At 61.1% G+C, this 26536-nt stretch carries 24 protein-coding genes and 1 pseudogene; 20 read left to right on the top strand and 5 right to left on the bottom strand.

All coding sequences use genetic code 11. The features are described from left to right. Nucleotides 1–28: 28 nt before the first annotated feature. Genes ACW4DH_RS11600 through ACW4DH_RS11590 form a run of 3 tightly spaced genes read right to left on the bottom strand, consistent with a single transcriptional unit; the run spans nt 29 to nt 2771 of the window. Nucleotides 29–250: a hypothetical protein gene (locus ACW4DH_RS11600; protein WP_459636557.1), complete on the bottom strand. Its 222-nt coding sequence runs from the start codon at nt 248–250 to the stop codon at nt 29–31. Between the two features lie 55 nt (nt 251–305). Beyond that, nucleotides 306–923, bottom strand: a complete 618-nt coding sequence (locus ACW4DH_RS11595) for a 3'-5' exonuclease (RefSeq protein WP_459636556.1) — start codon at nt 921–923, stop codon at nt 306–308. Between the two features lie 30 nt (nt 924–953). Beyond that, entirely contained in the window at nt 954–2771 is a 1818-nt protein-coding gene (locus ACW4DH_RS11590) for a DUF294 nucleotidyltransferase-like domain-containing protein (protein ID WP_459636555.1), read from the bottom strand. 636 nt (nt 2772–3407) lie between these two features. Here ACW4DH_RS11590 and ACW4DH_RS11585 point away from each other — a divergent pair. The 5 genes and pseudogenes from ACW4DH_RS11585 to ACW4DH_RS11565 form a co-directional block, all read left to right on the top strand. Then, nucleotides 3408–3668: a DUF4212 domain-containing protein gene (locus ACW4DH_RS11585; protein ID WP_459636554.1), complete on the top strand. Its 261-nt coding sequence runs from the start codon at nt 3408–3410 to the stop codon at nt 3666–3668. Between the two features lie 5 nt (nt 3669–3673). Next, nucleotides 3674–5455 carry a sodium:solute symporter family protein gene (locus ACW4DH_RS11580; RefSeq protein ID WP_459636553.1) on the top strand — a complete coding sequence of 594 codons (1782 nt, stop codon included), beginning with the start codon at nt 3674–3676 and terminating at the stop codon, nt 5453–5455. 90 nt (nt 5456–5545) lie between these two features. Further along, nucleotides 5546–6061, top strand: coding sequence for a hypothetical protein (locus ACW4DH_RS11575; protein ID WP_459636552.1), 516 nt, complete (start codon nt 5546–5548; stop codon nt 6059–6061). A gap of 103 nt (nt 6062–6164) precedes the next feature. Further along, nucleotides 6165–10118, top strand: a complete 3954-nt coding sequence (locus tag ACW4DH_RS11570; RefSeq protein ID WP_459636551.1) for a hybrid sensor histidine kinase/response regulator — start codon at nt 6165–6167, stop codon at nt 10116–10118. Between the two features lie 61 nt (nt 10119–10179). Continuing rightward, nucleotides 10180–10248: pseudogene (locus ACW4DH_RS11565) on the top strand (hypothetical protein); the annotation flags it as partial. 73 nt (nt 10249–10321) lie between these two features. Here ACW4DH_RS11565 and ACW4DH_RS11560 read toward each other — a convergent pair. Further along, the gene (locus tag ACW4DH_RS11560) at nt 10322–10957 is read right to left on the bottom strand and encodes a hypothetical protein (RefSeq protein WP_459636550.1); all 636 of its coding nucleotides are present in this window, start codon (nt 10955–10957) and stop codon (nt 10322–10324) included. Nucleotides 10958–11434: 477 nt separating this feature from the next. On the opposite strand from ACW4DH_RS11560, the gene ACW4DH_RS11555 reads away from it, so the two are divergent. Beyond that, on the top strand, nt 11435–12715 hold the full coding sequence (locus tag ACW4DH_RS11555) for an Nramp family divalent metal transporter (RefSeq protein WP_459636549.1): 1281 nt from the start codon (nt 11435–11437) through the stop codon (nt 12713–12715). 12 nt (nt 12716–12727) lie between these two features. Next, entirely contained in the window at nt 12728–13150 is a 423-nt protein-coding gene (gene mntR, locus ACW4DH_RS11550) for a manganese-binding transcriptional regulator MntR (protein WP_459636548.1), read from the top strand. A gap of 158 nt (nt 13151–13308) precedes the next feature. Here the strand turns inward: mntR and ACW4DH_RS11545 are convergent, their stop codons facing one another. Beyond that, complete coding sequence (locus tag ACW4DH_RS11545; RefSeq protein WP_459636547.1) at nt 13309–14103, bottom strand: inositol monophosphatase family protein; 795 nt, start codon at nt 14101–14103, stop codon at nt 13309–13311. 239 nt (nt 14104–14342) lie between these two features. On the opposite strand from ACW4DH_RS11545, the gene ACW4DH_RS11540 reads away from it, so the two are divergent. The 13 genes from ACW4DH_RS11540 (at nt 14343) to bamB (ending at nt 26480) form a co-directional block, all read left to right on the top strand. Then, a complete protein-coding gene (locus tag ACW4DH_RS11540) occupies nt 14343–15104 on the top strand; it encodes an RNA methyltransferase (protein WP_459636546.1) in 762 nt (253 codons plus the stop codon). 146 nt (nt 15105–15250) lie between these two features. Continuing rightward, complete coding sequence (gene cysE / locus ACW4DH_RS11535) at nt 15251–16132, top strand: serine O-acetyltransferase (RefSeq protein ID WP_459636545.1); 882 nt, start codon at nt 15251–15253, stop codon at nt 16130–16132. A 145-nt stretch (nt 16133–16277) separates the two neighbouring features. Further along, on the top strand, nt 16278–16748 hold the full coding sequence (iscR, locus tag ACW4DH_RS11530) for a Fe-S cluster assembly transcriptional regulator IscR (protein ID WP_459636544.1): 471 nt from the start codon (nt 16278–16280) through the stop codon (nt 16746–16748). 68 nt (nt 16749–16816) lie between these two features. Further along, nucleotides 16817–17998 carry an aminotransferase class V-fold PLP-dependent enzyme gene (locus ACW4DH_RS11525; protein ID WP_459636543.1) on the top strand — a complete coding sequence of 394 codons (1182 nt, stop codon included), beginning with the start codon at nt 16817–16819 and terminating at the stop codon, nt 17996–17998. Nucleotides 17999–18018: 20 nt separating this feature from the next. Further along, nucleotides 18019–18345 carry a HesB/IscA family protein gene (locus ACW4DH_RS11520; RefSeq protein WP_459636542.1) on the top strand — a complete coding sequence of 109 codons (327 nt, stop codon included), beginning with the start codon at nt 18019–18021 and terminating at the stop codon, nt 18343–18345. 180 nt (nt 18346–18525) lie between these two features. After that, entirely contained in the window at nt 18526–18951 is a 426-nt protein-coding gene (gene ndk / locus ACW4DH_RS11515) for a nucleoside-diphosphate kinase (RefSeq protein WP_459636541.1), read from the top strand. Between the two features lie 99 nt (nt 18952–19050). After that, a complete protein-coding gene (gene rlmN / locus ACW4DH_RS11510) occupies nt 19051–20178 on the top strand; it encodes a dual-specificity RNA methyltransferase RlmN (RefSeq protein ID WP_459636540.1) in 1128 nt (375 codons plus the stop codon). Between the two features lie 127 nt (nt 20179–20305). Next, nucleotides 20306–21043 (top strand): type IV pilus biogenesis/stability protein PilW, encoded by a 738-nt coding sequence (gene pilW / locus ACW4DH_RS11505; protein ID WP_459636539.1) that lies wholly within the window; start codon nt 20306–20308, stop codon nt 21041–21043. 39 nt (nt 21044–21082) lie between these two features. After that, nucleotides 21083–22138 carry a RodZ domain-containing protein gene (locus ACW4DH_RS11500; RefSeq protein ID WP_459636538.1) on the top strand — a complete coding sequence of 352 codons (1056 nt, stop codon included), beginning with the start codon at nt 21083–21085 and terminating at the stop codon, nt 22136–22138. Nucleotides 22139–22146: 8 nt separating this feature from the next. Beyond that, complete coding sequence (ispG, locus tag ACW4DH_RS11495; protein ID WP_459636537.1) at nt 22147–23262, top strand: flavodoxin-dependent (E)-4-hydroxy-3-methylbut-2-enyl-diphosphate synthase; 1116 nt, start codon at nt 22147–22149, stop codon at nt 23260–23262. Between the two features lie 53 nt (nt 23263–23315). Further along, a complete protein-coding gene (hisS, locus tag ACW4DH_RS11490) occupies nt 23316–24602 on the top strand; it encodes a histidine--tRNA ligase (protein ID WP_459636536.1) in 1287 nt (428 codons plus the stop codon). A gap of 58 nt (nt 24603–24660) precedes the next feature. Further along, a complete protein-coding gene (locus ACW4DH_RS11485) occupies nt 24661–25317 on the top strand; it encodes a YfgM family protein (RefSeq protein ID WP_459636535.1) in 657 nt (218 codons plus the stop codon). After that, nucleotides 25317–26480 (top strand): outer membrane protein assembly factor BamB, encoded by a 1164-nt coding sequence (gene bamB / locus ACW4DH_RS11480; protein WP_459636534.1) that lies wholly within the window; start codon nt 25317–25319, stop codon nt 26478–26480. The genes ACW4DH_RS11485 and bamB overlap by 1 nt, the downstream gene beginning before the upstream one ends. Nucleotides 26481–26536 lie beyond the last annotated feature (56 nt).

The raw sequence follows: 26536 nt of genomic DNA, 5'->3' as shown, positions 1-26536 counted from the left end.
CAGCGCTAGCGCGCGCCCTGCCTGGGTATCAAAACAGCTGCAGTATGGAGAGATAACGCAGCAGCACGCCCAGAAACATCAGCACGACACCGCCACGCTGCAACCGGAATTCCAGCGGCGTCATGACCAGACGCCGTGTCCAGAACATCAGGATACCGCGAATATCCTGGGTGCGGCGCAGGTACAGCGTGTAGGCCAGCAGTACCACGGCCAACCCTGTCAGCAACGACAGATTTTCGAATACGGCCATGGTGGCGCCTCCTTTATTCAATGACTCTTCAGTGCAGACCGATGCCGAGGAGCGTTCATGCCTGAGCGGGCGCAGGCTTTTTCAAGCGTAAATACATCAGGGCAGTGGTAACGGCGTCGCCCAGTGCAGTGTGACGCCCGATGATGGGCACCCCCAGCGCGTCGGCGATCGCCTCGAAACCCAGATGCGGTTCCAGTTCGGGATGCGTGCGGCGTATTTCCCGCGCATAGGCCTGGGCGACATCGATGCATTCATTGGGTAGGTCGAATCCGAAACGCGGCCGCAGGTGACGATTGATCACCGCCATGTCGTAATCGATGCACCAACCCAGCAGCGGACGATTGCCGACGAAGTCCAGCAATTGCGCCAACGCATCCCCTAGCGCCTCGCCTCCGTATAGATCGACACCTCGCAGGCCGTGAATCTTGATCGACTCGCCGGATAGGCCCTCCGGACGTTGCAGACGAATATCCAGCGAGTCGCTGGTCAACACCCTGTCGCCTCGCAACCTGACGGCGGCAATCGATACCAACTCGGCGGTCTTCGGGTCGAGCCCCGTGGTCTCGCAATCCAGCGCGACCATTTCCTCACCCACATAGGGCACGAACAACCAGCCATAATCGCCATCGCCATGGCGGCGACGATCGCTGGCACGACGCAGGGTCCTCAGCATGACGCATTTCCTCGCAATGACAGATGCTTTCTAGTATTCCAGGTGATAGCGGTGCGACAGGCGCTGTTTGAACTCCTTGACCGTGTGCAGCGCTTCACGCAGCAAATCACGCTCCAGCGAAGACAAGCGCTGTACCACGATACGGTTGGCATCGCCCGTTTGTGCAGCACCGTCCCGTTGCTCGAGTTGTTGTTTCAAGCGTAACTCGGCGAATAGCGACAGCGCGGCGCCCAGGTCTTCGGCAAACTCGGCATCGAGGCGTCCATCCGTCACCAGCGCATCCAGCCGGGCAAACGTCGAGGTAGTCGCGATGCGCCGCTCCAGCACCAGAGTCCGAACGCCATGCACGATGGGAAAGATGCCACCCTTCTTGATATCGATTCCGTGCTCCGGACGCTTCACCGAGCCGAACATGGTCAGCGGGGTGGAAAAGCGCAGTGCAGCGCGCGCGAACTGCGACAGCAGCAGCTCATCTCCGGAACAGCGCTCGAAGATATGCTCGCGCAGCTTGTCGAGCAGGGCGACATTGCCCGCCATGCCATGCGCATCGAGCATGATGGCCAGGTTCATCAGCGAGGCGCCGTCACGGCTCGTGGCCCAGCGGGTGATCTTGCCGCGCCACGCCGATTCCGTGGCGACCCACTCGGAATTGGACACCATCACGTTACCGGGACAGGGCGGGTATCCCAGTGACAGCAGCGCCTCGTTCAGACGTTGCATGCTCTCGGCGACCGTCGCCCAGTCACTGCCATCGGCGAGGATCAGGGCGTTGTCCTGATCGGTCTTGAGAATCTGTTCACCGCGCCCTTCGCTGCCCATCACCAGCAGACAGCTCTGAGCCTGGTAATGCTCGGGCACGACAAACTCGAACGCCTTGGACACGATGCGGCCATTGAGCGCGGCCATCAATTCCATGGCAAAGCGCAGCTTGATTCCCTGCGCCATGAGACTGCGAATCAGATCCGGCAGTTTGGCGCTGGCCAGGGCGAGCTCGTCGAGACTGCCAGCCTGCTCGATCTGTAAGCCGACCATATAAGAGCGGCTCGAGAAGAAACTCAGCACATCGGTGAGCTCGACCACGCCCGTCGCCTTTTCGCCTACCATGACGACTACCCGCGCCACCTCGTGGCGGGTCATGCGGATCAGCGCCTCGAACAGATAGGCCTCTGGACGGATGCTGACCAGGGCAAAATGGGCAATGCCCAGAACCGGCGACGCACTCGGCATGCCCTCGATGATGGCGGCGTTGAGCAGGTCGGTTTTGGTGACCATCCCGCAGCGCAGCCCATCGCTCACCAGCAGGCTGTCGGCATGACGCGTATTGAGCCGCGTGGCGGCTTCGGCCAGCGTCGTCTCGGGGGAGACGATCAATGGCTCACGCATGCACTCGGAAACCCGCGCGAGCATGAAACCGGCCATGGTCACGCCGCCGTCGGCACGCCGCTCGAGCAGTCGCCGGGTCTTTTCCGCCAGCCGCTGCTGAAAGAACGCACCGAACGAGGGCGTGTCTTCACACAACGCCGTGAACAGCGCTTTAGGCAACAGGTAGCAAAGGCTCTCCTGCTCGGCCTGGAAGCGATAGCGGCTCTTGCCGTTTAGAATACTGATCGCCCCGAAGATATCGCCGTTCGTGTAGTGTCCGATACGTCGATGGGATTCGGGTGCCGTCATGTCCAGCTCCGCAACTTCGCCCTTATGAATGATAAAGACGAACTCGCCGGGCTGCCCGCTATCGAGGATGGTGTCGCCCGCATCGTAATAAGCCAGGTCGAGCCCGCGGCTGACCCGCGATCGCGCCTTTTCGTCGAGCAGCGTAAAAGGCGGTTGTGACAGATCAACATGGACCATCGAGCTGCCCTCGTGATGTCGAATCCGTACCGTTCATTCCACCTCGCAGCGAACGGCCCGGGCATTTTCAAAACCGCCCCGAAGTTTCAGCGAACCACCATGAACATTATGCTGACAACGTCCAATATAGAATATAAACATCATGTCTTTTGACTAGATAGACTATGGTTCTACACCGGAGAGATTTGGACTATTGGGCTATGTATTGTTTTTTATACCATCGTCTCATTAATTTCCCCAAAGCAGAATTAATAGGCAGCTAAACTTATTTAACTTATTGTTTATACAGCATATTTAAAAAACGTTATCTAGAATGCGGATGCATAATACTAAAGAATTGGATTTCATTTTTTCCATTTATTGCCCACTATTGGTGACGAACCACGCAGGGCATCCGCATGCTGATAATACGCCCCGGCGACAACAACATCTGACGTTACGGGATGCGGATTCACTGCGAGAAATCAGACTTAGCGGTTGCCTTATACGAGAAAGCCTGCTGTTCATCATCACAGCATCGCATAACGACAGGCTTGTCGCTGGGAGTCATGGCGGCAGGTTATCGCAGATAGGGGATGTCTGCCGTACCGGAACCATTTTCGATACATTTTTCGTTACAACGCGGAGAGCAACATCATGGCAGAAAATAAAAGCAATGCTGATGCGTACTGGAAGGCGAATGTCCGTCTGATCACCGGCTGTCTGATCGTTTGGGCGCTGGTGTCTTATGGCTGTGCCATTCTGCTGCGGCCTTTGCTGTCAGGCATTCCCGTCGGGGGGACCGACCTGGGCTTCTGGTTCGCACAACAGGGCTCCATTCTGGTCTTCATCGTCCTGATCTTCTTCTACGCCTGGAAGATGAATCGGCTGGACAAGAAATTCGGGCTCGAGGAGTAACCGGCATGAGTCAATTCGTAATCAACCTGTTATTCGTGGGCGCCTCCTTTGCCCTGTACATCGGTATCGCGATATGGGCCAAGGCCGGCTCGACCAAGGATTTCTACGTCGCCGGCGGCGGGGTCCACCCCATCACCAACGGCATGGCGATCGGGGCCGACTGGATGTCCGCCGCCTCGTTCATTTCCATGGCAGGCATCATCGCCTCGGCAGGCTATGGCGCCTCCACCTTTCTGATGGGCTGGACCGGCGGCTATGTCCTGCTGGCCTTGCTGCTGGCTCCCTACCTGCGCAAGTTCGGCAAGTTCACGGTTCCCGAATTCATTGGCGACCGCTTTTACAGCAAGCCGGCGCGTATGGTAGCCGTCATCTGCCTGATCGTGGCCTCGGTCACCTACGTCATCGGCCAGATGGCCGGTGCCGGCGTGGCTTTCTCGCGCTTTCTGGAAGTGGATGCGACCACCGGCCTGATCATCGCCGCCGTGGTGGTGTTCTTCTATTCGGTACTGGGGGGCATGAAGGGCATCACCTATACCCAGGTGGCCCAGTACATCGTGCTGATCATCGCCTACACCATTCCGGCGATTTTCATTTCTCTCGAGCTGACCGGCAACCCCATCCCGCCGCTCGGTCTGTTCTCCGAGCACAACGCGTCCGGCGAACCGTTGCTGGCCAAGCTCAACGAGGTGGTCACTGCCCTGGGCTTCGACGCCTACACGGCGATGGTCGACAACAAGCTGAACATGGTGCTGTTCACCCTGTCGTTGATGATCGGTACCGCTGGCCTGCCGCACGTCATCATGCGCTTCTTCACCGTCCCCAAGGTGGCCGACGCACGCTGGTCCGCGGGCTGGGCGCTGGTGTTCATCGGCCTGCTCTATCTGACTGCACCGGCCGTGGCTTCCATGGCACGCCTGAACCTGATGGCTACCATCTATCCGGACATGGCGGGCCAGGTCGAGAACTATGAAGACGCCGCCGCCAACCCCATCGCCTACGAGAACCGCCCCGACTGGATCCGGACCTGGGAAGAGACCGGTCTGATCACCTTCGAGGACAAGAACAACGATGGCAACATCCAGCTCTACAACGACGCCGCCGACTTCTCGGAGCGCGGCTGGGCGGGCAACGAACTGGTGGTCAGCAACGACATCATGGTCTTGGCCAACCCCGAGATCGCCAACCTGCCCGGCTGGGTGATCGGCCTGATCGCTGCCGGCGGCCTGGCCGCGGCACTGTCCACCGCTGCCGGCCTGCTGCTGGCGATCTCCTCGGCCATCAGTCATGACCTGGTCAAGGGGGCGATCAATCCCGGCATCTCGGAGAAGGGCGAGCTGCTGACGGCGCGCATCTCGATGTCCGTCGCCATTGTCGTGGCCACCTACCTCGGCGCCAATCCGCCAGGGTTTGCGGCCCAGGTCGTGGCCCTGGCCTTCGGTATCGCTGCCGCCTCGCTGTTCCCGGTACTGATGATGGGGATCTTCTCCAAGCGGGTGAACAACAAGGGCGCCATCGCCGGTATGCTCACCGGCCTGATCTTCACCCTGGTGTACATCTTCATCTACAAGGGCTGGTTCTTCATTCCGGGCACCAACAATCTGCCGGATACCCCGGAAAACTGGGTACTGGGCATCTCACCGCTGTCCATCGGTGCCGTGGGGGCCATCATCAACTTCGCCGTGGCCTACCTCGTTTCCAACGCCACCGAGGCACCACCGCAGGAGATCCAGGATCTGGTGGAAAGCGTGCGCTACCCCAAAGGGGCTGGTGGCGCCATCGACCACTAAGCCATAATAGTCCCGGCCAAGCCGGGTCGTGGAACCACACCATATCGGGCTTCCCAGCGGGAAGCCCGTTTCCATCAGGAAGACGCACATATGATTTGGCAATTGATAGCGGCCGTGTTCGCTGGCCTCGGAGCTGCGGGGATCGGGCTGATTCTGCGACAGCTCAGCGGCAAGCGCCTGCCCCGCTGGATCATTCCAGCGCTGGGCGGTCTGGGTGTTCTCGGCTACCAGATCCATTACGAATATACCTGGTTCGAGTACAAGCAGGCTCAACTGCCGGAATCGGCACAGGTCGTGTCCACGGAAGCCCATCAGATGTTCTGGCGCCCCTGGACTTACGTCTTCCCCCTGACCACCGCCTTCAGTGTCATCGACCATAGCCACCTCGTTACGCAGGACGCCGGCGGGGATCGCCTCGCCGAGTTCATCCTTTACCGCTTCGAGCGCCAGCACACCGATCAGGTATCCCATCAGGCCTACCTGTTGAACTGCACGATGCAGGAAATGGTCCCGCTGGCCGGCGAGAGCCATCAGCCGCGTTACACGCAACTGCACCGCATCGAGGCATCAGCCCCGCTGTTCCAGGCGGTTTGCTCCGCCACCTGACGGCCCCCCCTGACACACCGATTATTCATACGCCCACTCTGCCATCTACTGCCGTTGCCCTGCGTATTGCCCTAGAATGGCCGCAAACGAAAGGGGGTAGCGCATGTTTCCTGGCTGGCTGTTGATCGCCGTCTCGCTGTTTTACATCGCCGTGCTGTTCGCCATAGCCTGGCGTGGCGATCGCCGTGCACAAACGCACGGCATGGTCCGCCGTCGCCCCATCGTCTACAGCCTTGCCCTGGCCGTCTATTGCACATCATGGACATTCTACGGCGCCGTGGGACAGGCGGCCGCCTCGGGCTGGTCGTTTGCCAGCATCTTCGTCGGTCCACTGCTGACCTTCCTGCTGTTTTGGCCTGTACTGGCCAAGATGATCCGGGTCGCCAAGCGCCAGAACGTCACCTCTATCGCCGATTTCATCGCCTCGCGCTATGGCAAGACCCAGTCATTGGCCGTGTTCGCCAGCCTGGTGGCACTGATCGGCACCCTGCCCTACATCGCATTGCAGTTGAAGGCCGTTTCCGCGGCCTTTCAGGTGCTGACCGTTACCTCAGACATGACGCGCACCCCGCTGTTCGGGGATACCGCTTTTTACGTGGCGGTGGTCATGGCGCTGTTCGCGATTCTCTTCGGCACCCGGCATACCGATGCCACGGAGCATCATGAGGGACTGATCCACGCCATTGCCTTCGAATCGCTGGTCAAGCTGTTCGCTTTTCTGGTGCTGGGCATCTTCGTCACCTGGGGCCTGTTCGACGGCATCGGCGATCTGTTCGGTCGCGCCGATACCTTCCTGCAGTTGCAACGCCAGTTGGCCGAGCAGGACTTCGGCCAGGGATTCTGGGCCCAGACCCTGCTCGCCATGCTGGCGATCTTCTGCCTACCTCGTCAGTTTCATGTCGCCGTGGTGGAGAATACCCATCCCGACGATGCCGCCCGGGCACGTTGGCTGTTTCCGCTGTATCTGCTGGCGATCGGCTTCTTCGTGCTGCCGATCGCCGCCGCCGGTCTGACGCTGTTTCCCGACGGCTCGGTGGAACCCGACACTTTCGTGTTGGCACTGCCCATGGCCAGCGGCCACGAATGGCTGACCTTGCTGACCTTCATCGGTGGCTTTTCGGCCGCCACCGGTATGGTCATCCTGGCGGCGGTCGCGGTCTCGATCATGATCTCCAACGAAATCGTCATCCCGCTGCTCTTTCGCCTGCGCTGGTTCGACACCCAGCCACGCGACTACGGACGACTGGTGCTGCGTGCCCGGCGCTTGACCATCATCGTCATCCTCACCCTGGCCTATGGTTTCTACCGACTGATCGCGGAGTACAGCTCCCTGGCCTCGACCGGCATGCTCTCGTTTGCCGCGGCGGCCCAGTTCGCACCGGCATTGCTCGGCGGGCTGTACTGGAAGCGCGGCAACCGCTTGGGAGTCATCGTCGGCATGAATGCCGGCTTTGCGGTATGGGCCTACACCCTGCTGTTACCGACCTTGGTCAAGGCGGGGTTACTATCGTCGGTCTGGCTGCACAGCGGCCCGTGGGGCATCACCTGGCTCTCACCCTCGCAGCTGTTCGGCCTCAGCGTCGGCGACCCTTTCACGCATGGCGTCATGCTGTCGCTGGGGCTCAATCTGTTCTGCTATATCTTCGTCTCGCAGGTCACCTCGCAGCGCGTGGTCGAACGCATCCAGGCTTCGCTGTTCGTCGACAGCATCGAAACCCGCCAGACCTCGGTCAACCGACCCTGGACCGGCGCTACCACGGTGGGCGATCTCAAGGTGCTGTGTCAGCGCTTTCTCGGTGCGGAGCAGGTGTCGCGGGCCTTCGAAGACTATGCCAAGCGCAGCGGCACGATGCTGGAAGACAACAGCCGTGCCTCCATCGACGTGATCCAGTTCACCGAACGCTTCCTGGCCTCGGTACTCGGCGCCTCCTCGGCACGCATCGTGGTCAATTCCGCCTTGCAGGGGCGCGGCATCGGCATTTCCGACGTTATTTCCATCGTCGACGAAGCCTCGCAGGTATTGGAATTCAACCGTGCCCTGCTCCAGGCCACCATCGAAAACATCAATCAGGGCATCAGCGTGGTTGACCAGAACATGCGGCTGGTGGTGTGGAACCAGCGCTATCTGGAGCTGTTCCGCTTTCCCGACAACCTCATTCGCGTCGGGGCGCCAATCGACAAGATATTTCGTTATAACGCCCATAACGGCGAATACGGCCCCGGCGATCCCGAGGAGCACGTCGATCTGCTGCTCGAGAACATCCGCCAGGGGCAGCCGCACCGCTATGTGCGCTATCGCCAGGATGACAGTGTGCTCGACGTGCAAGGCAATCCGATTCCCGGCGGCGGGTTCGTCTACTCCTATCAGGACATTACCCAGCAGAAACGCACCGAAGAGGCGCTGATCCGCTCCGAAAACAACATCCGCATCTATACCGACAACGTGCCCGCGCTCATCGCCTACTTCGACAAGGAGTGCCGTTACCTCTTCACCAACCGCGCCTACGAGGCCGCCATGCGCATCGACCGCAACGCGGTGATCGGTGAACGGGCGGAAACCGTCATGCCCCGCCAAGTGGCCAAGCAGCGTGCCCCCTGGATGCACCGGGCACTTGCCGGCGAGCGGGTGAGTTTCGAAATTTCGCTGGACGACGGCGATGGCGGCAACCGCTACATGCTAGTGACTTATACCCCCCACTTCAGCGATACCGGCGGCATCCTGGGTTTCTTCGCCCTCTATCAGGACATCACCGAGCGCCGCCTGGCGGAAATCGCCCTGCGCGAAACCAACGAGAACCTCGAAGAGCGCGTCCGCGAGCGTACCCAGGCATTGTCCGAGGCCAACGCCGCCCTGCGCCAGGAGAACCGCGTACGTGCCGAGGCCGAGCAGGCGCTACGCCAGGCCAAGCAGCTCGCCGAAGATGCCAACACCTCCAAGACCCGTTTCCTGGCGGCGGCCAGCCATGACCTGCTGCAACCCTTGAACGCCGCGCGTCTGTTTACCTCGGCTCTGGGTCAGCAGGTCGATGCCGTCGACCTGAAACGCACCATCGGCCATATCGACAACTCTCTGCAGGCCGCCGAAGAGCTCCTCAGCACGCTGCTGGACATTTCCAAACTGGATGCCGGCGCCCTGACACCGCGCCGCGCACACTTCGCCCTGGCCGATATCCTGCGGCCGCTGCGTGCCGAGTTTGAAGTCATGGCCGAAGACCGGGGCCTCGACATGGATGTGGTGACGACCCGAGCCTGGGTGGATAGCGATGCCCAGATGTTACGGCGTATCGTGCAGAACTTTCTCTCCAACGCCATCCGTTATACCCAGCAGGGCCGGGTGCTGCTTGGCTGTCGCCGCCATGGGGAGCGGCTCTTTATCGAGGTATGGGACACCGGGCCCGGCATTCCCCAGTCCAAGCTCAGCGAAATATTTCAGGAGTTTCGGCGCCTCGATCAGGCCTCGCGACACAAGGAGAGTGAAAAAGGGTTGGGACTGGGGCTGTCCATCGCCGAGCGGATGAGCCGTGTGCTGGACCATCCGATCAAGGTCCGCTCATGGGAGGGCATCGGCACGGTATTCTCGGTCTCGGTGCCTATCGTGCATGGCCAGCTTGCCGAGCAGAGCCCCGAGGAGACGCCAGCAAGGCGGATCGGTAACAAGCTCAAGGGAGCACGCATCCTGTGTATCGACAACGAAACGCTGATCCTCGAGGGCATGAAGGCCATGCTCAGCGGCTGGGGCTGCGAGGTGTTTACTGCCACCACGATCGGCGGCGCCAAGTCGGTGCTGCGCCATCTTGACGGCGACCCCGAAGCCATTCTTGCCGATTATCACCTCGATAATGAGATTACCGGTCTGATGGCACTCGAAGCGCTTGAAGAGCTGTGCCAAGGGCCGGTACCCGGCATCGTGATTACCGCCGACCGCACCGATGAAGTCGCCGAGGAGGTCCGTCGGGGCGGTTATCAACTACTGCTCAAGCCGGTTCGCCCAGCAGCGCTGCGTGCCTTGCTGACCCGCACTCTGCAGGCCGGGCGGGCGATGCGCCAGACACCCTGAACCCGTCGGATGCAGCCTTTGTGAATTTCGGGCCGGCGATGTGCCGGCCCGCTGACGTGAGCGCATCAAGGTGAAACTAAAAGGCCTGAGCTCCGTGCAGTACATGACTCAGGCCTTGAGCGCCGGCTGAATGAACTCTCAGCTATTGGTCAGTTCATTTCCCAACAATGCAATCGGCCCGAACACACATTTAAGCGTTCCATTTACCTGCCGCCATGGTCTGCGCAAAAACTACCGTTCAGCTTGCCGATCTGATAGATGTCGTGCATGTACAAGCCAAACTTGGACAAAAAGTGCGTAATCAATATCAGCGTATAAATCAGCACCATTAAAGTAAATTCGCTATTAAACCACCAGAGGTAATCTACTGTAACTTCATAACTTTGGGTGTAAACACTCAAGCCCGCCAGAAAAAGGACCAAAAGGCTATTGATGATAACGACAGGAAGCAGCACGCCCCTGATGTCTTTCGTGGGAGGGTTCGTTTTCCAGAAAGGAAGATGAAGAATCCTTATCTTACCATTGCAAACTATATTGTTTTTTCGGCGTAGTAGTGGCGCTGCGTTGATTTGTGGTTTTTCTCCGGCAAAGGCCGCAAGTACGATTCGATGATCGAGATCACATCCAAAGACATTTTTTACCGCTTGCATGAAACCCGGTGAGGCGCCTGTCCTTGCATACTCGTTCGCCTTTAGCGATAAGCTTTGAAAACTTCCATTCTCGGCGGACGACATTTCTTCGTCGTCCCGAGAGTCCAGCTTGTAATAAATATCATATATTTGATAGATAGAGATGGTGACGCCAATGTAAATCGTTATGAATATCAAAACGTCCAGCATATCAGTTTAGCCCTTTAACTTTGACACACCACTATCAGCCAAGGATCTGCCCCACTTCCGGCACACCATCATCCTGCCTCGCAGCGTCTTATTTTACAGCTCGGGCTGCCCACTTTCTATTGAGTTGACCGATGAGAGGTCCCTCGTACCACTGCGACCGCTACGGATGGAGCCAGTGATGTCGCTGCGAGCCATGCAGCACGAGCCCCGTCGGGATTGCCACTTCTACTCGATCATCAAAAATGCCGACTCAATGATGACACTGACTTATTGCCCGCCGGATCTACGATAGTACTGACGCACGTTAGCCCTGGTGACGGGTACACCGTTACAGTGCCGCCGTTCCAGGCGGCTGACCGGAAAAATCGACTCGATAGGCCGAGACTTTACACGGCTTGACGAAAAACTATTGGGCAACCTCCAGACCCCAAGTTAACCTTCACTCAAGATGTTAACCATGGTTAAAAGAGCCCTTGCATGTTTAAGTCGATTTCTGACCAGTCGATCCGGAGTACAGCCGCTTCCGCGCTTAGCGGTCAGCGGAGCCGCTGGGGATGGATATCGTTCTTTGGCCCCGCGCTGATTGCGGCCGTCGCTTATATCGATCCCGGTAACTTCGCCACCAATATCGAAGCCGGCTCTCGCTACGGTTACGCTCTGCTGTGGGTCGTGCTGACCGCCAACCTCATGGCCATGCTGATCCAGAGTCTCTCCGCTCGCCTGGGCCTCGCCACCGGGAAGAATCTTCCCGAAGTCATCCGCGAGCGCTTCCCTCGCCCCGTGGTGTGGGGGTATTGGGTTCAGGCGGAAATCGTAGCCATCGCAACCGATCTCGCCGAATTCCTGGGTGCCGCACTGGCCTTCAACTTGCTGTTCGGCCTGAGCCTGATGGAAGGCGCCCTGCTCACCGGGGCGATTACCTATCTGGCACTGTTGATGCAGCGCTTCGGCTTTCGGCTCATGGAAATCGTCATCGGTTCCATGATTCTGGCAGTAGCGGCAGGTTTCGTGCTGGAAATGCTGCTCGGCCGCCCGGAACCCGTACCGCTGTTGAAAGGCCTGCTGATCCCCGGTTTTCCCGACAGCTACGCGCTGTACCTGGCCGCCGGCATTCTTGGGGCCACGGTCATGCCTCATGTCATCTATCTGCATTCGGCACTGTCGCAGCGTCGCATCCAGGCGACCGATGACGCCCAACGGCTACGCTTGATGAAGTTCTACCGCTGGGATGTCATCATCGGTATGGCGATCGCCGGGTTGGTCAATCTGAGCATGCTGGCGATGGCCGCAGCGGTATTTCACGAACAGGGCCGCACTGATGTCGCCACGATCAGCGACAGCTATAAGCTCCTGGCACCGATGCTCGGGGAGCAGATGGCCAGCCACATCTTCGGCATGGCATTGTTGCTGGCGGGCCTGTCATCCTCGGTCGTGGGGACACTCTCGGGTCAGGTCATCATGCAGGGCTTCGTCAATTTCACCATCCCGATCTGGCTTCGACGGCTGATCACCATGGCACCGGCCCTGGCTATCATCATCCTCGGCGTCTCCGAACAGAAGGCATTGGTGGCCAGCCAGGTCGTACTCAGCTTCGGCATTCCGTTCGCACTGCTTCCGCTGCTGTTTTTCACCGCCGATCGCAAGCTCATGGGCAACCTGGTCAATACGCGCGCAGTGACCTGGATCGGCGGGCTGATCTGTAGCGTGATCATTGCACTCAATGTTTACGTATTATTCTTCACTTTTTTTGGCGACTAGGTGGGCTTGATTATGATTCCGATGCCAAAACACGAGCACTTCAAACGCGTTCGACAGGATCACCAAACCGAGCTGGTTGAAGATTACGTGGAGGAAATCGCCCATCTTCACGCCAGCATGGGGGAAGCGCGCGCCAGCGATCTCGCTGAGCGCTTCGGCGTCAGTACGGCCGCCGTCTCGAAGGTCATTGGACGTCTAAAGCGCGAGGGCCTGGCACTCGCCCGTCCCTACCGCGGCATTTTCCTGACCGAATCGGGCAAAGCGCTGGCCGAGCAAGTCGCGATTCGCCATACCATCGTGCTGGATACGCTCCGCAAGCTGGGCGTGCCGGAGGAGATCGCCCGCGCTGATTCCGAAGGAATCGAGCATCACTGCAGCGAAGCCACCGTCACGGCGATGCGGCGCTTTCTCGCTCAACAGACTACCTCCTCATAGATAGCGTTCTCAACGGCATGGATCGCTTTATCCGTGGAACCTTCTATCCATCTTCATAAAAACACCCCGAAGGTTGGCTTGGCTGTCCAACTTCCGGGGTGCAGTTCAAAACGAGCGGGCTTTTATCTACGCAATATTGCGGCTAGGTTCGTGCCGTACTAGAAGTGCGGCTTGAGCTGCTGCACCAGCGCCTTGTACAGGCGCGGGCCGGCGGCCATCAGTTGACCTTCGATCGCAACGCTCGGGCTGCCGTCGGGGCCGCCTGTCAGCGCTCCTGATTCCTTGAGTAACAACGAGCCCACCAACTGATCCTGTTCTTCGAGTCCCAGCACGAAAGCGGCATCGACACGTCCGGCCGCCATCTCGGCAATGTCGAGCAGCGGACAACCGCTGGTGCGCAGCACTTCGACTTGCGGGCCGAGTTGCTGAACCAGGGTCAGGTAAGCGGGCAGATGACGGTGGCGCAGCCAGCTTTCCGGCAACCCCAGTGCGACGCGCGAGCCGCCGATGGCGGTAGTCTTGGTCACGCGGATACGCTTGCCGTTGAGCTGGGCGCCACGCCCCCGACTGATGAGATATTCGTCATCGGTAAACGGACAGATGATCACCGCGTGCTCGGGGCGGCCCTTGACCAGGCAGACCACCGACAGCGCGAAGCCGGGCGCGGCCACCGACAGGTTGGAATAGCCGTGGAAGGGTTCGATTCGCCAGTGGGTATCACGGCCCTCCCCTTCGCCATCACGGTGCGGAGTATAGCGACCGGACACGCCATGCTGCGGATAACCGCGGCTGAGTTGGTGTACGATTAACGTTTCGGCATTGCGGGCCGTGTCCTCGAGCAAGCCATCGAGGTTACGCTCTTCGTGGGCAACCTCGATACGATCGCGGACGCGAATGAACTGTTCGGCGGCGCTGCGCGCGGCGCGCAACGCGAATTGGACCATCGGATGCATGATCGGGCCTTGGAAGTCAGGAACTGTTAAAGAACGGCGCGCATACTAGCAGATACCGGGCAGCGCCGCCATCGCCTGCGCGCAAAGCGCACCGGCTGTGGCCTGGAAAGCCAACAAAAAGCCAGGGGGCGCTCGCGCACGAACCGGCTTTTAACGCCACATGCGTCAGCGCAGGCACTTTTCAGCTCGACCGTAGCATCATGGTAAACTTCGCGCTCCCTATCCAATCGGCAATTGTTATGCTCGACCGCATCCGCATCGTGCTTATCGGCACCAGCCACCCCGGCAATATCGGCGGCGCAGCCCGCGCCATGCAGAACATGGGCCTGACGGATCTCGCTCTGGTGGCGCCGCGTTGCGTTGCGCAGAGCCTCGAAGCCTATTCACGCGCATCGGGTGCCAATGCACTCGTTACCCAGGCCGTGGAACATGCCCGCCTCGAGGAGGCCGTCGCCGACTGTACCCTGGTGGTCGGCGCCAGCGCCCGTTCGCGCCATCTGCCCTGGCCGATGCTGACTCCGCGCCAGCTCGGCGAGCGCCTGCCCGCCGAACTCGCCCCGGACAATGCTCGGGTCGCCCTGGTTTTCGGCCGTGAGGACACCGGCTTGAGTAACGCCGAGTTGCAGCGCTGTCATCAACACGTGCACATTCCCACCAACCCTGATTTCAGCTCGCTCAACCTTGCCGCGGCCGTACAGGTACTCGCCTACGAATGTCGTCAGGCGTGGCTGGCGCAGCAGGAAGACACGCTGGCGCCGATGCCCTTCGGCGTGGAGTGGGACAACCCGCCGGCCAGCCATGAGGATCTCGAGCGCTTCTTTGCGCACCTCGAGCGCACCCTGACCACCATCGATTTTCACGATCCTGACAACCCCCGCCAGCTGATGTCTCGCCTGCGGCGCCTGTTCCTGCGCAGCCGTCTCGATCGCATGGAAATGAACATTCTGCGCGGCATTCTCACCGCGGTGGACAAGCGGACCCGCCCGTCAGGCGATGAGTAACCTCCTTGCCTTGCCGGACGTCGGTCGCCGGCGCTTGCAGGGCGCTGTTCGCGCCCCAATAATGAGCAGCCAGTCCGGCCATTTGCACCGCCCCGCCGCCGACCGCGAGACGCCAGCAACGACTGGCGCAAGACAAGGACACCCTCATGTTTGATCGACTGCGCGAAGACATCGACAGCGTGTTTGCCCGCGACCCGGCGGCGCGCAACTTCTTCGAGGTCCTGACCAACTATCCCGGCCTGCATGCGCTATTGATGCATCATGTCAGTCACTGGCTGTGGCGTCACAACGCCAAGTGGCTGGCGCGCACCCTGTCGACGCTGGCGCGCTGGTTCACTGGCATCGAGATCCACCCCGGCGCCACTATCGGTCGGCGCTTTTTCATCGACCACGGCATGGGCGTGGTGATCGGCGAAACCGCCGAGATCGGCGATGACGTGACGCTCTATCACGGCGTGACCCTGGGCGGTACCAGCTGGCATAAGGGCAAGCGCCACCCCACGCTTGAGGATGGGGTGATCGTCGGTGCGGGCGCCAAGATACTCGGCCCCTTCAGCGTGGGCCGCGGGGCCAAGATCGGCTCCAACGCCGTGGTCACCAAGGCCGTCCCCGACGGAGCGACGGTAGTGGGCATTCCCGGCAAGATCGTCAAACGTGCCGAGCCGGACAGCGAAGAGGCACTGGATATCGATCCTGCACGTCGCGAGGCCATCTGCCAGAAATTCGGCTTCGACGCCTATGGCGTCAGCCAGGATATGCCCGATCCCATGGCGCGCTCGTTGCAAGCCATGCTCGACCACATGCATGCGGTGGATCAGCGCATCGAGCAGATGTGCATGACGCTGCGCAAGCTCGATGCCGGTTATCGCTCCGGCCAGCTCCCCGAACTGCGCGACGAGGATTTCGCTGGCATTCTCGAAAATCCCTGCCCGCCTGTCGGCGAAAAGGCGGCGGATGATACCCCGTCCGCGACCGATGCAAATCCGTCATCGAACCCTGAACAGGCCTCGCTACGCCGCGCCGAGTGATTCTGGACGACACGCGCATGACGAATGGTTGACCGAATTACTGGGTTTTCCCATAATGGTGACAATATGTGCCAATTGCCGATATATCTGACCGGCGGTTCGCAGCGCCTTACCTGACCCATTCGACTGCCTGACCGATATTCTTATGCGCTTGACCACCAAGGGACGCTACGCCGTCACCGCCATGCTGGATTTGGCGCTGCATACCGAGCAGGGCCCGATCAGTTTGGCCGACATTTCCAAACGCCAGGCGATTTCGTTGTCGTATCTTGAACAGCTGTTCGCCCGGTTACGGCGTGCGCATCTGGTCACGAGCGTGCGCGGCCCGGGCGGCGGCTATCTGCTCGGCCTCCCTGCAGAACGTATCTCAGTCGCCGGAGTCATCGATGCCGTCGATGAATCGGTGGATGCGACACGCTGCCAGGGATTGTCCGATTGCCAGCAGGGCGACACCTGCCTGACCCATCATCTATGGTGTGAGCTGTCCGACGAGATTCATGGCTTTCTCGACGGCATCACGCTGAAGGATCTGGTCGCCCGGCATGAAGTCTGCGCCGTGGCCGAACGTCAGCGTCAACGGACCACCAGCGACACGATCGCCATCGTGCCCCACTAGCGGAATTATGCTGTTGTCGGGCGCGACTGCCTTTAAATGACTGTCCTCAACACGACGATGCCACGCTCATGACTGCACCTGTCTATCTCGACTACGCCGCCACCACTCCCGTCGACCCGCGTGTCGCCGAGCGCATGATGCGCCATTTGACCCCCGACGGTGTGTTTGCCAATCCGGCCTCGCGCAGCCATATGCCGGGATGGTTGGCCGAGCAAGCCGTGGAGAGCGCGCGTCGCCAGGTCGCCGATCTGATCGGCGCCGACCCGCGCGAGATCGTCTGGACTTCGGGCGCCACCGAGGCCGACAACCTGGCCCTCACCGGGTTCATGCGCGCCAACCGCGCCCGGGGTCGCCATCTGGTGACCTCGCGCATCGAGCACAAGGCGGTCATCGACACCGCTACGGCATTGGAGGCCGAAGGCTTCGAGGTCACTTGGCTGACGCCCGGCCCCGATGGCCGCGTGACACCGGAACAACTGCGCGACGCCATGCGCAACGATACCGTGCTGGTGTCACTGATGGCGGTCAACAATGAGCTTGGCACGATCCATGATCTCGCCGGGCTGGCTGAAGTCGTGCATGCGCACGGGGCGTATTTTCACGTCGACGCCGCCCAAGCCAGCGGCAAGATGGCGCTGGATGTGGCGCGCATGGGTATCGATCTGTTGTCGATGTCGGCTCACAAAACCTATGGCCCCAAAGGCGTCGGGGCGCTGTATGTGAAACGCAGCCCCGATATTCGTGTTGAAGCCTTGATTCATGGTGGCGGTCATGAGCGCGGCATGCGCTCCGGGACGCTGCCGACCCATCAGATCGTCGGCATGGGCGAGGCGTTCGCCTTGGCCGACGCCGAGCGCGATGCCGACAACGTCCACGTCACCCGGTTGCGTGAACGTTTTTTGGCAGGGCTCGCCGGGATTGGAGGCATTCGTCGCAACACAGATATCGCCGTCTCGGTGCCCAACATTCTCAACCTGGCCTTCGACGGCGTCGACGGTGAGTCGCTGCTGATGGCCCTGCGGGGTCTGGCGGTATCCACCGGCTCGGCGTGCAATTCGGCAAGCGTCGAACCATCCTATGTATTACAGGCGCTTGGCGTCACACGCCCCCGGGCCCTGGCCTCGATCCGCTTCAGCTTCGGCCGTTTCACTACCGAAGCCGAGATCGATACCGCTGTCGGTGAGTTGAGCCACGCTCTGGGCGCTTTGCGCCAGTCATCATCACCTCAGGAGGCGCCTCGCGCCTCCTGACCCAGGAAAGGAGAGGTCCTATGGCCCATATTTCCATTACTCGCGCCGCTGCCCAGCAGATTCGCCATGTTCTCGACGAACGGGGGCACGGCTTGGGCCTACGCGTGGCAGTCAAGCCCAGCGGATGCTCCGGCTACAGCTACGTGCTGGATGTCGCTGACGAAATCAAGGATCACGAAGCAACTTTCGAGGATCACGGTGTCAGAGTCTTCGTCGATCCCGAGGCGCTGGCCATTCTCGATGGCTCCGAAGTCGACTATGTCAGCGAAGGACTCAACCGCTTCTTCCGTTTCAACAACCCTAACGTCAAGGATGAGTGCGGTTGCGGAGAGAGCTTCAGCGTCTGATGCCGCGACATGGCGCAAAGGGCGCGTGCAGCGGGTGCGTAGCGCGCACTGACACGCTATAATACGGCGATTTTTCGGCGTCGGCTTCGGCTCTCGCCAAATACGTCTCCCAACGCGTCGCCCTGTGCGGCGCGTTGCTGTCTCACTCAATCCAGATTCATCGCCACGGAGAGATTCATCATGGCTAACGAGCGCACCCTATCCATCATCAAGCCCGACGCAGTCGCCAAGAACGTCATCGGCGAAATCTATACCCGCTTCGAGAAGGCGGGTCTCTCGATCGTTGCCGCCAAGATGCTGCATCTCTCTCAGGAGCAGGCCGAAGGCTTCTATGCCGAGCACAAGGAGCGCGGCTTCTTCGGTGAGCTGGTAGGGTTCATGACTTCCGGCCCGGTGATGGTTCAGGTGCTGGAAGGTGACAACGCCATCGCCAAGAACCGCGACCTGATGGGAGCCACCAATCCCAAGGACGCCGCGCCGGGCACCATCCGCGCCGATTTCGCCGAATCCATCGATGCCAATGCCGTACACGGCTCCGACTCCCCGGCTTCCGCCGAGCGTGAAGTCGCCTATTTCTTCAGCAGTGACGAGATCTGCCCGCGCTAAGTATCTCTGTTCACGCCCGTGAACAGGTTCCAAGGGAAGCGCTACTGCAGCGCTTCCCGCTCGGGCTCATCCTTCACCGCCCTACCGAAGCTGACCACCATGACCGCCACCAACGACACTCCCCGCACCAATCTTCTCGGCATGTCGCGCGAGCAGATGGAAGCCTTCTTTACCTCCATCGGCGAAAAGAAGTTTCGCGCCACCCAGGTAATGAAGTGGATTCATCATGAGGGTTGTGATGATTTCGACGCCATGACCAACCTCTCCAAGGCTCTGCGCACCCGGCTGTCCGATGTCGCCGAGATTCGCGGCCCCGGCGTGGTCTACGAGGGCACTTCGAGCGATGGCACCCGTAAATGGGTGTTGGAAGTCGAGGATGGCAGCTACGTGGAGACGGTGCTGATCCCGTCGGAAAGCGGTAATCGCCGCACCTTGTGCGTCTCGTCACAAGTCGGCTGCTCGCTGGACTGCAGCTTCTGCTCCACCGGCAAGCAGGGGTTTCAGCGCAACCTGACGGCCGCCGAGATCATCGGTCAGGTGTGGGTGGCGCAACGCAGTGTCGGGCCGCGGCGCGATACCGCCAACCGCCCCGTGACCAATGTCGTGATGATGGGCATGGGCGAGCCACTGCTCAACTATCCCAATGTCGTGCCGGCCATGAAGCTGATGCTCGATGACAACGGCTACGGCCTGTCCAAGCGGCGGGTAACGCTGTCGACCTCCGGCGTCGTGCCGATGATCGACAAGCTCGGCGACGAACTCGACGTAAGTCTGGCGATTTCGTTGCATGCCGCCAATGACGAGTTACGCAACGAACTGGTCCCGCTCAACCGCAAGTACAACATTCGCACCTTGCTCGACGCCTGCCAGCGCTACCTGGCCAAGTGCGACGACACACGCATGGTGACCATCGAATATACGCTGATCAAGGATGTCAATGACCAGCAGCAGCATGCCGAACAGCTCGCCGAGCTGTTGCGCGAGCTGCCATGCAAGATCAACCTGATTCCCTTCAATCCTTTTCCGCATTCGGGATACGAGAAACCGTCGCGCAATCAGGTCATGCGTTTTCAGCAGTGGCTCTATGATCTCGGCTATACCGCCCCGGTGCGTACCACCCGTGGTGATGATATCGATGCCGCCTGCGGTCAGTTGGTGGGGCGCGTCAAGGATCGTACACGTCGCCATGAGCGCTATATCCAGTCGATTCAGCTCGACGCCGACTAGGCCGACGCCTTGACTTCAACCGGGCGCGGCGCTTTGATGGTACGCGCGTTTTACGCCGCATACCTACGAGGTAGCGTCCGGCTCTACGGCCAGACTTGCTGATGGTCAGAATTGTTGAGAGAAGCGCATGTCCCGTCGTCGTTTACCGTTGATACGCTTGCTGAGCGCCGTCTTGTGCGGTGCGTTGCTACTGTCGGGATGTGCCACTCAGGTCGCGAGCAGCAATCCCTACAACGCAGCCAGCAATGATGACGCCATCGCCGCCTACACCCGGCTGGGCTTGGCATACCTCAAGCGCAACAACCTGCCGCGGGCTCAGGATGCGCTGGAACATGCGCTGAAGCTCGGCCCCCAGGACGCTGAAGCCCTGGAGGGCATGGCTCTGCTCTATCAACGTCAGGGCGAGAACGAACTTGCCGAGACGTTTTTCCAGCGTGCTCTGAATGCCAGGCCGGACTACACCCGGGCGCGCAACAATTATGCGGCGTTCCTCTACGCGCAGGGGCGCCTTGATGCCGCTTGCCAGGAGCTTGAGTACGCGGCCCAGGATGTGACCTATTCCAACCGGGGCCAGCTGTTTGCCAACCTGGGCCAGTGTCAGTATCAACAGGGCCGCCTCGAGACAGCCCGCGAGAGCCTCGAGCGCGCCCAGGCTCTCAACCCGCGGGATGCGCAAAGCCTGCTGACGCTGGCACGGCTCGAGCACGCGCAGGGTAACGACTCTCAGGCCTGGGAACAGCTACAACGCTATTTCACCTTGGCTGGCACCTCGCCTGATAGCCTACAACTGGCGCATGATGTCGCTAAGGCGCGTGGCGATGATGTTACGGCCCACTTTTACCTTAAGCAGCTAAGCGACTCCTGAGGCGCGACCCTGACCACCGATTAAAGAAGGATGCTCTTCATGAGCGAGAACAACGAATCCTTGGAACAGACCGATCATCCCGTCTCCTCTGCCCAGGAAGCGCCGGGTGCCATGCTCAAGCGTGAGCGCGAACGTCAGGGTCTGGCGCTGGATACGGTTTCCGAACAGCTCAACCTGCGTCCGGCTGTCGTCGCCGGGCTTGAGCAGGATCGTTACGACCAGGTACCCGTGGTGGCCTACCGGCGCGGTTATCTGCGCGCCTATGCGCGCCTGCTGGGAATCGACGAGCGCCCCGTGGTCGAAGCTTATAACACGCTGCATGGGCGCGGCGACGGGGAGCGCAGGGCGACCAGCACGGTGCAGCCCGCCCGGCCACCGTCGCGCCTGGGGGCCTGGATATTCAAGCTGGTCACACTGCTGGTGATTCTCGGTCTGATCGCCTTGACCCTGCTATGGTGGCAGAGTCGTGAAGGAAACGACCTGTTCGGCCTGGGTCACTCCGAGCCGATCGCGGTCGAAAAGCTCAATGGCGAGACCGTTACCGAAGGCGGCGAAGTCGCAGGCGTTCCGTCGCAGGAAGAGCCCGCTCAAACGGCGCCCCCCGCGGCCGAAATGAATCCGACGGATACCTCCGGGGCCGGAGACGAGAATCCGGCGGCTCCCGGCATCGCCGAAGCCCCCCTCGCCACACCCGGTAGCGAGGGTTCCCCGGCCTCGAGTGACGCTGGCGAGAATGCCGAAGCGGATGCGAGCGCTGCCGATAGCCTCGCCACCGACACCCCGCCGGAGAGCGATACCGCGCAGGACGTGGCATCTGAAACCGACGCTGCGCAGGATACCGCCGCCAGCGATACGCGGACCCTGTCGCTGACATTCAACGAACAGTCATGGACCGAGATATACGATGCCGATAACCGACGCGTCTTCGTCGGATTGCAAAGTGCCGGCACCCAGGCCAGCGCCGAAGGCGAGCCGCCTTTTCGTCTGACCATCGGTAACGCCAGCGGCGTCGAGCTGCGCTACCAGGGCCAGCGGATCGATCTTACGTCCTACGCCGGCGACAATAATGTCGCCCGCTTCACATTGGGAGAATGACGCGCACCATGCATATGCACTCTCCGATTATCCGCCGCAAGTCGCGCCAGATTCATGTCGGTAAGGTCGCCGTGGGCGGTGATGCTCCGATTGCCGTGCAGAGCATGACCAACACCGACACGGCCGATGTCGCCGCCACCGTCGCCCAGATCCGCCGGCTCGAAGTCGCCGGCGCCGACATCGTGCGCGTCTCGGTGCCCGATATGGAGGCCGCCGAGGCCTTCGGGCGCATCAAGCGCGAAGTCGACGTGCCCTTGGTGGCCGACATTCACTTCGATTACAAGATTGCCCTGCGTGTCGCCGAGCTTGGCGTCGATTGTCTGCGTATCAACCCCGGCAATATCGGACGCGAAGATCGTGTGCGTGCCGTGGTCGGCGCGGCCCGCGAACATGGCATTCCGATCCGCATCGGCGTCAATGCCGGTTCGCTGGAGAAGGATCTGCAGAAGAAGTACGGCGAGCCTACGCCGGAGGCGCTGGTCGAGTCTGCCATGCGCCATATCGACTATCTCGACCGCCTCGATTTCCACGATTTCAAGGTCAGCGTCAAGGCCTCAGACGTGTTCATGGCCGTGGCCGCTTATCGCCAGCTGGCGCAACAGATCGAACAGCCGCTGCACCTGGGGATTACCGAGGCCGGGGGGCTGCGCTCGGGCACCGTCAAGTCTTCTATCGGCCTGGGGATGCTGTTGATGGACGGCATCGGCGATACCATCCGCGTCTCGCTGGCCGCCGATCCGGTCGAGGAGGTCAAGGTCGGCTTCGACATGCTCAAGAGTCTCAAGCTGCGCGCCAAGGGCATCAACTTCATCGCCTGCCCCAGCTGCTCGCGCCAGAACTTCGATGTCATCAGCACCATGAATGCCCTCGAGGAGCGCCTCGAGGATGTCATGACGCCACTCAACGTCTCGGTGATCGGCTGTGTGGTCAACGGCCCCGGCGAGGCCAAGGAGACCGATGTCGGCCTGACCGGTGGCAGCCCGGCCAATCTGGTCTATCTGGACGGCAAGCCGGCCTCAAAGCTGCGCAACGACAACCTCGTCGACGACCTCGAGAAGCTGATCCGCGAGAAGGTTCGCGAGAAACAGGCTCAGGAACGCGACGTCATCGCCCGTACAAATTGACCTTCCATTATCATCACCGGGCGCCGCGTGCGTCCGGCTGCCAGGAGTGACAGTTGAGCAAGAAGATCCAGGCCATTCGTGGCATGAACGACCTGCTGCCGGACCAGTCTCCCGTCTGGCAGTACTTCGAACGTCAGGTTCAGGCGCTGATGCAGCGCTACGGCTATAACGAGATCCGCACCCCGATCGTCGAGCAGACGGCGCTGTTCGCCCGCTCCATCGGCGAGGTGACCGATATCGTCGAAAAGGAGATGTACACCTTCGCCGATCGCAATGGTGACAGTCTCACGCTGCGCCCGGAGGGCACCGCCAGTTGCCTGCGCGCCGCGCTCGAGAATGGCCTGCTGCACAACCAGACCCAACGCTTGTGGTATCAGGGCCCGATGTTCCGCCACGAACGTCCTCAGAAAGGCCGCTATCGTCAGTTTCATCAGGTCGGCGTCGAAGCCTATGGCATGCCAGGCCCGGATATCGATGCCGAGCTGATCCTGCTGACGGCGCGCCTGTGGAAGGAGCTCGGACTCTACGAACATGTCACGCTGGAGCTCAACTCGTTGGGCTCCAGCGACGCTCGTGCCGCCTATCGCGATACTCTGGTGGCCTATTTCGAGCAGCACCTCGAGGTTCTCGACGAGGATTCGCGGCGCCGGCTGAGCAGCAATCCGCTGCGCATCCTGGACTCCAAGAATCCCGTCATGGCCGCGATGCTCAATGATGCGCCACAACTGATGGAGCACATCGATGCGGAGTCGCGCGAGCATTTCGAACGCCTGAGCGCGATTCTCGATGCCGCGGGAATCGACTATGTCATCAATCCGCGCCTGGTACGTGGCCTGGACTACTACTCCCGCACCGTCTTCGAGTGGACGACCCAGACGCTGGGCAGTCAGGGAACGGTATGTGCCGGCGGGCGTTATGACGGCCTGGTCGAACAGCTCGGCGGCAAGCCCACGCCCGGCGTCGGCTTCGCCATGGGTATCGAGCGCCTGATCCTGCTGCTCGAGACGCTGGAACTGGTGCCGGAGTCCACCCGTCAGGGGCCTGACGTCTATCTGCTGGCGCTGGGCGAGGCGGCCGAACGCGAAGCCCTGCTGCTCGCCGAGCAGCTGCGCGGCGCGCTGCCCACCTTGCGCCTGCAGTTGCATTGCGGTGGCGGCGGTTTCAAGAGTCAGATCAAGAAGGCCGACAAGAGCGGCGCCCGCTTGGCGCTGATTCTCGGCGAGGATGAAGTGGCGCAGCGGCAAGTGGGAATGAAATTCCTGCGCGAGGCACGCGATCAGGAAACGCTGATGCGTGATGAACTCGCCGCGCGGCTCGGGAGCCTCCTGAGCGGCCAGTAACTGCGCCCCGCTGCGGCGGAAATCGACGCTGAGATCATGAAGTCAAAGGAGACCGCCCGTGGCGGAACTAAGAAGCGAAGAAGAACAGCTTGACGCGATCAAGCGATGGTGGAAGGACAACGGCAAGTCGCTGATCGCCGGCGTGATCATCGCCTGTATCGGCGTATTCGCCTGGAAGGCCTGGCAGAACTATCAGCAGAACCAGGCCGAGGCGGCTTCGCAGCGCTATCAGCAGTTGTTGACCCTGGTCGGGCAAGGCACCGACGATGCCGACGTTCTGGAACAGGCCGCCAGTCTTGCCGAAACTCTCAACAACGAGCACGGTGGGACACTGTATGCCGACCTGGCGGGGCTGATCGAAGCGCGTGCCGCCGTCGACAGCGGCGACCTCGGCGCCGCTCGCAGTACGCTCGAAGTCTTGATCGAGCGCAGCGAGCGTCCCTATGTGCAGGGGCTTGCGCGTCTAGGTCTCGCTCGCCTGCAGGTGGCTGAAGGCGATGCCGATACCGCCCTGACCACGCTCGATACCGCGATTCCCGACGCTCTCGGCGCCCAGCGGGCCGATGTGCGCGGCGATGCCTATACGGCGCTGAACCGCCCCGATGATGCGCGCCAGGCCTATCAGGAGTCGCTGAGCCTGTCCCAGTCGACGGGCCAGCCGATCTACGGCGTGCAGCTCAAGCTCGACAATCTCGGTACAAAGGACGCCACCTGATGAAAATGTCTCACTTGTTCATGCCGGCGGCCTTCGCCATCGCTACCCTGCTGGCGGGCTGCGCCGGACAGGTCGAGCCCCAATACCCGCCCAAGGAACTCCAGGATTTTTCCGCCAGCGTGCACCTGGATGAGAAATGGGAACAGGGCGTTGGCAGCGGGCTGGGCCGCGCCCACTATCCGCTGACCCCCTACCTGGCGGACGACACGCTATATGCGGTGGATGCCGAGGGCCTGCTGCGCGCCATCGATGCCGACACTGGCGACACCCAGTGGGAGGCCCGCTTCGATACCCCCTTCTCCAGCGGCATCGCCGGAGATATCGCCAACCTCTACGTGGGCACACGCAACGGTGAAGTGCTGGCCATCGACCGCGAAAGCGGCGACATCGCCTGGCGGCGGCGCGTCTCCAGCGAAGTCCTCGCACCGCCCCAACTTAACAGCCAACTGGTCGTGGTGCAGAGCGTCGACGGTACGGTAACCGCACTCGACCGCCTTTCCGGCGAGGAGCGCTGGGCCTATACCAGCACCCAACCCGCCCTGACCCTACGCGGCACCGGAACGCCGCGCGTCATCGAACAGGTCACATTCGCCGGCTTTGCCAACGGTCGCCTGGTCACGCTGGACAACCGCAGCGGCCAGGCGCTTTGGGACATGCGCGTAGCCGTACCGCAGGGCCGTACCGAAGTCGACCAGCTCGTCGACCTCGATGGCCAACCGGTACTCGCCCAGGATGGCCGCCTGTTCGTCACCAGCTATAACGGGCGCCTGCTGGCCATCGACGCCACCTCCGGCGAAGTCCAGTGGGAACGCCAGGAGTCGAGCTATCTCACGCCCCTGGTCATCGGCGACTACCTGTTCGCGGTTAACGAGGCCAGCCACGTGCTGGCGCTGGATGCCAACTCGGGGCGCGTACTGTGGGATGCCGATACGCTGGAAGGCCGCAAGCTGACCGCGCCGGCATTCGTCGATGGTCAACTGGCACTGGGCGACTACGCAGGTTACATCCACCTGCTCGACCCACGCAGCGGTGAGCTGACGGGACGCACGCGCCTGGACAGCAGCGGCTTCAGCGTCACGCTGCTCAGCGACGGTCAGCGTCTGTACGCGTTGGCCAATGATGGCTCGCTGGCAGCCTACGACGTCACCGCCTCCGCCGATTGAGCTACACGCGGCGCCGTCAGGCGCCGCGCTTTTCCTTTCTAGGCCGTTGGCGGCGG

It is taken from the genome of Halomonas sp. WWR20 (assembly GCF_054602495.1).
The sequence above is the reverse complement of the archived record's forward strand: the minus strand, read 5'-3'. Positions and strand labels throughout refer to the sequence as shown.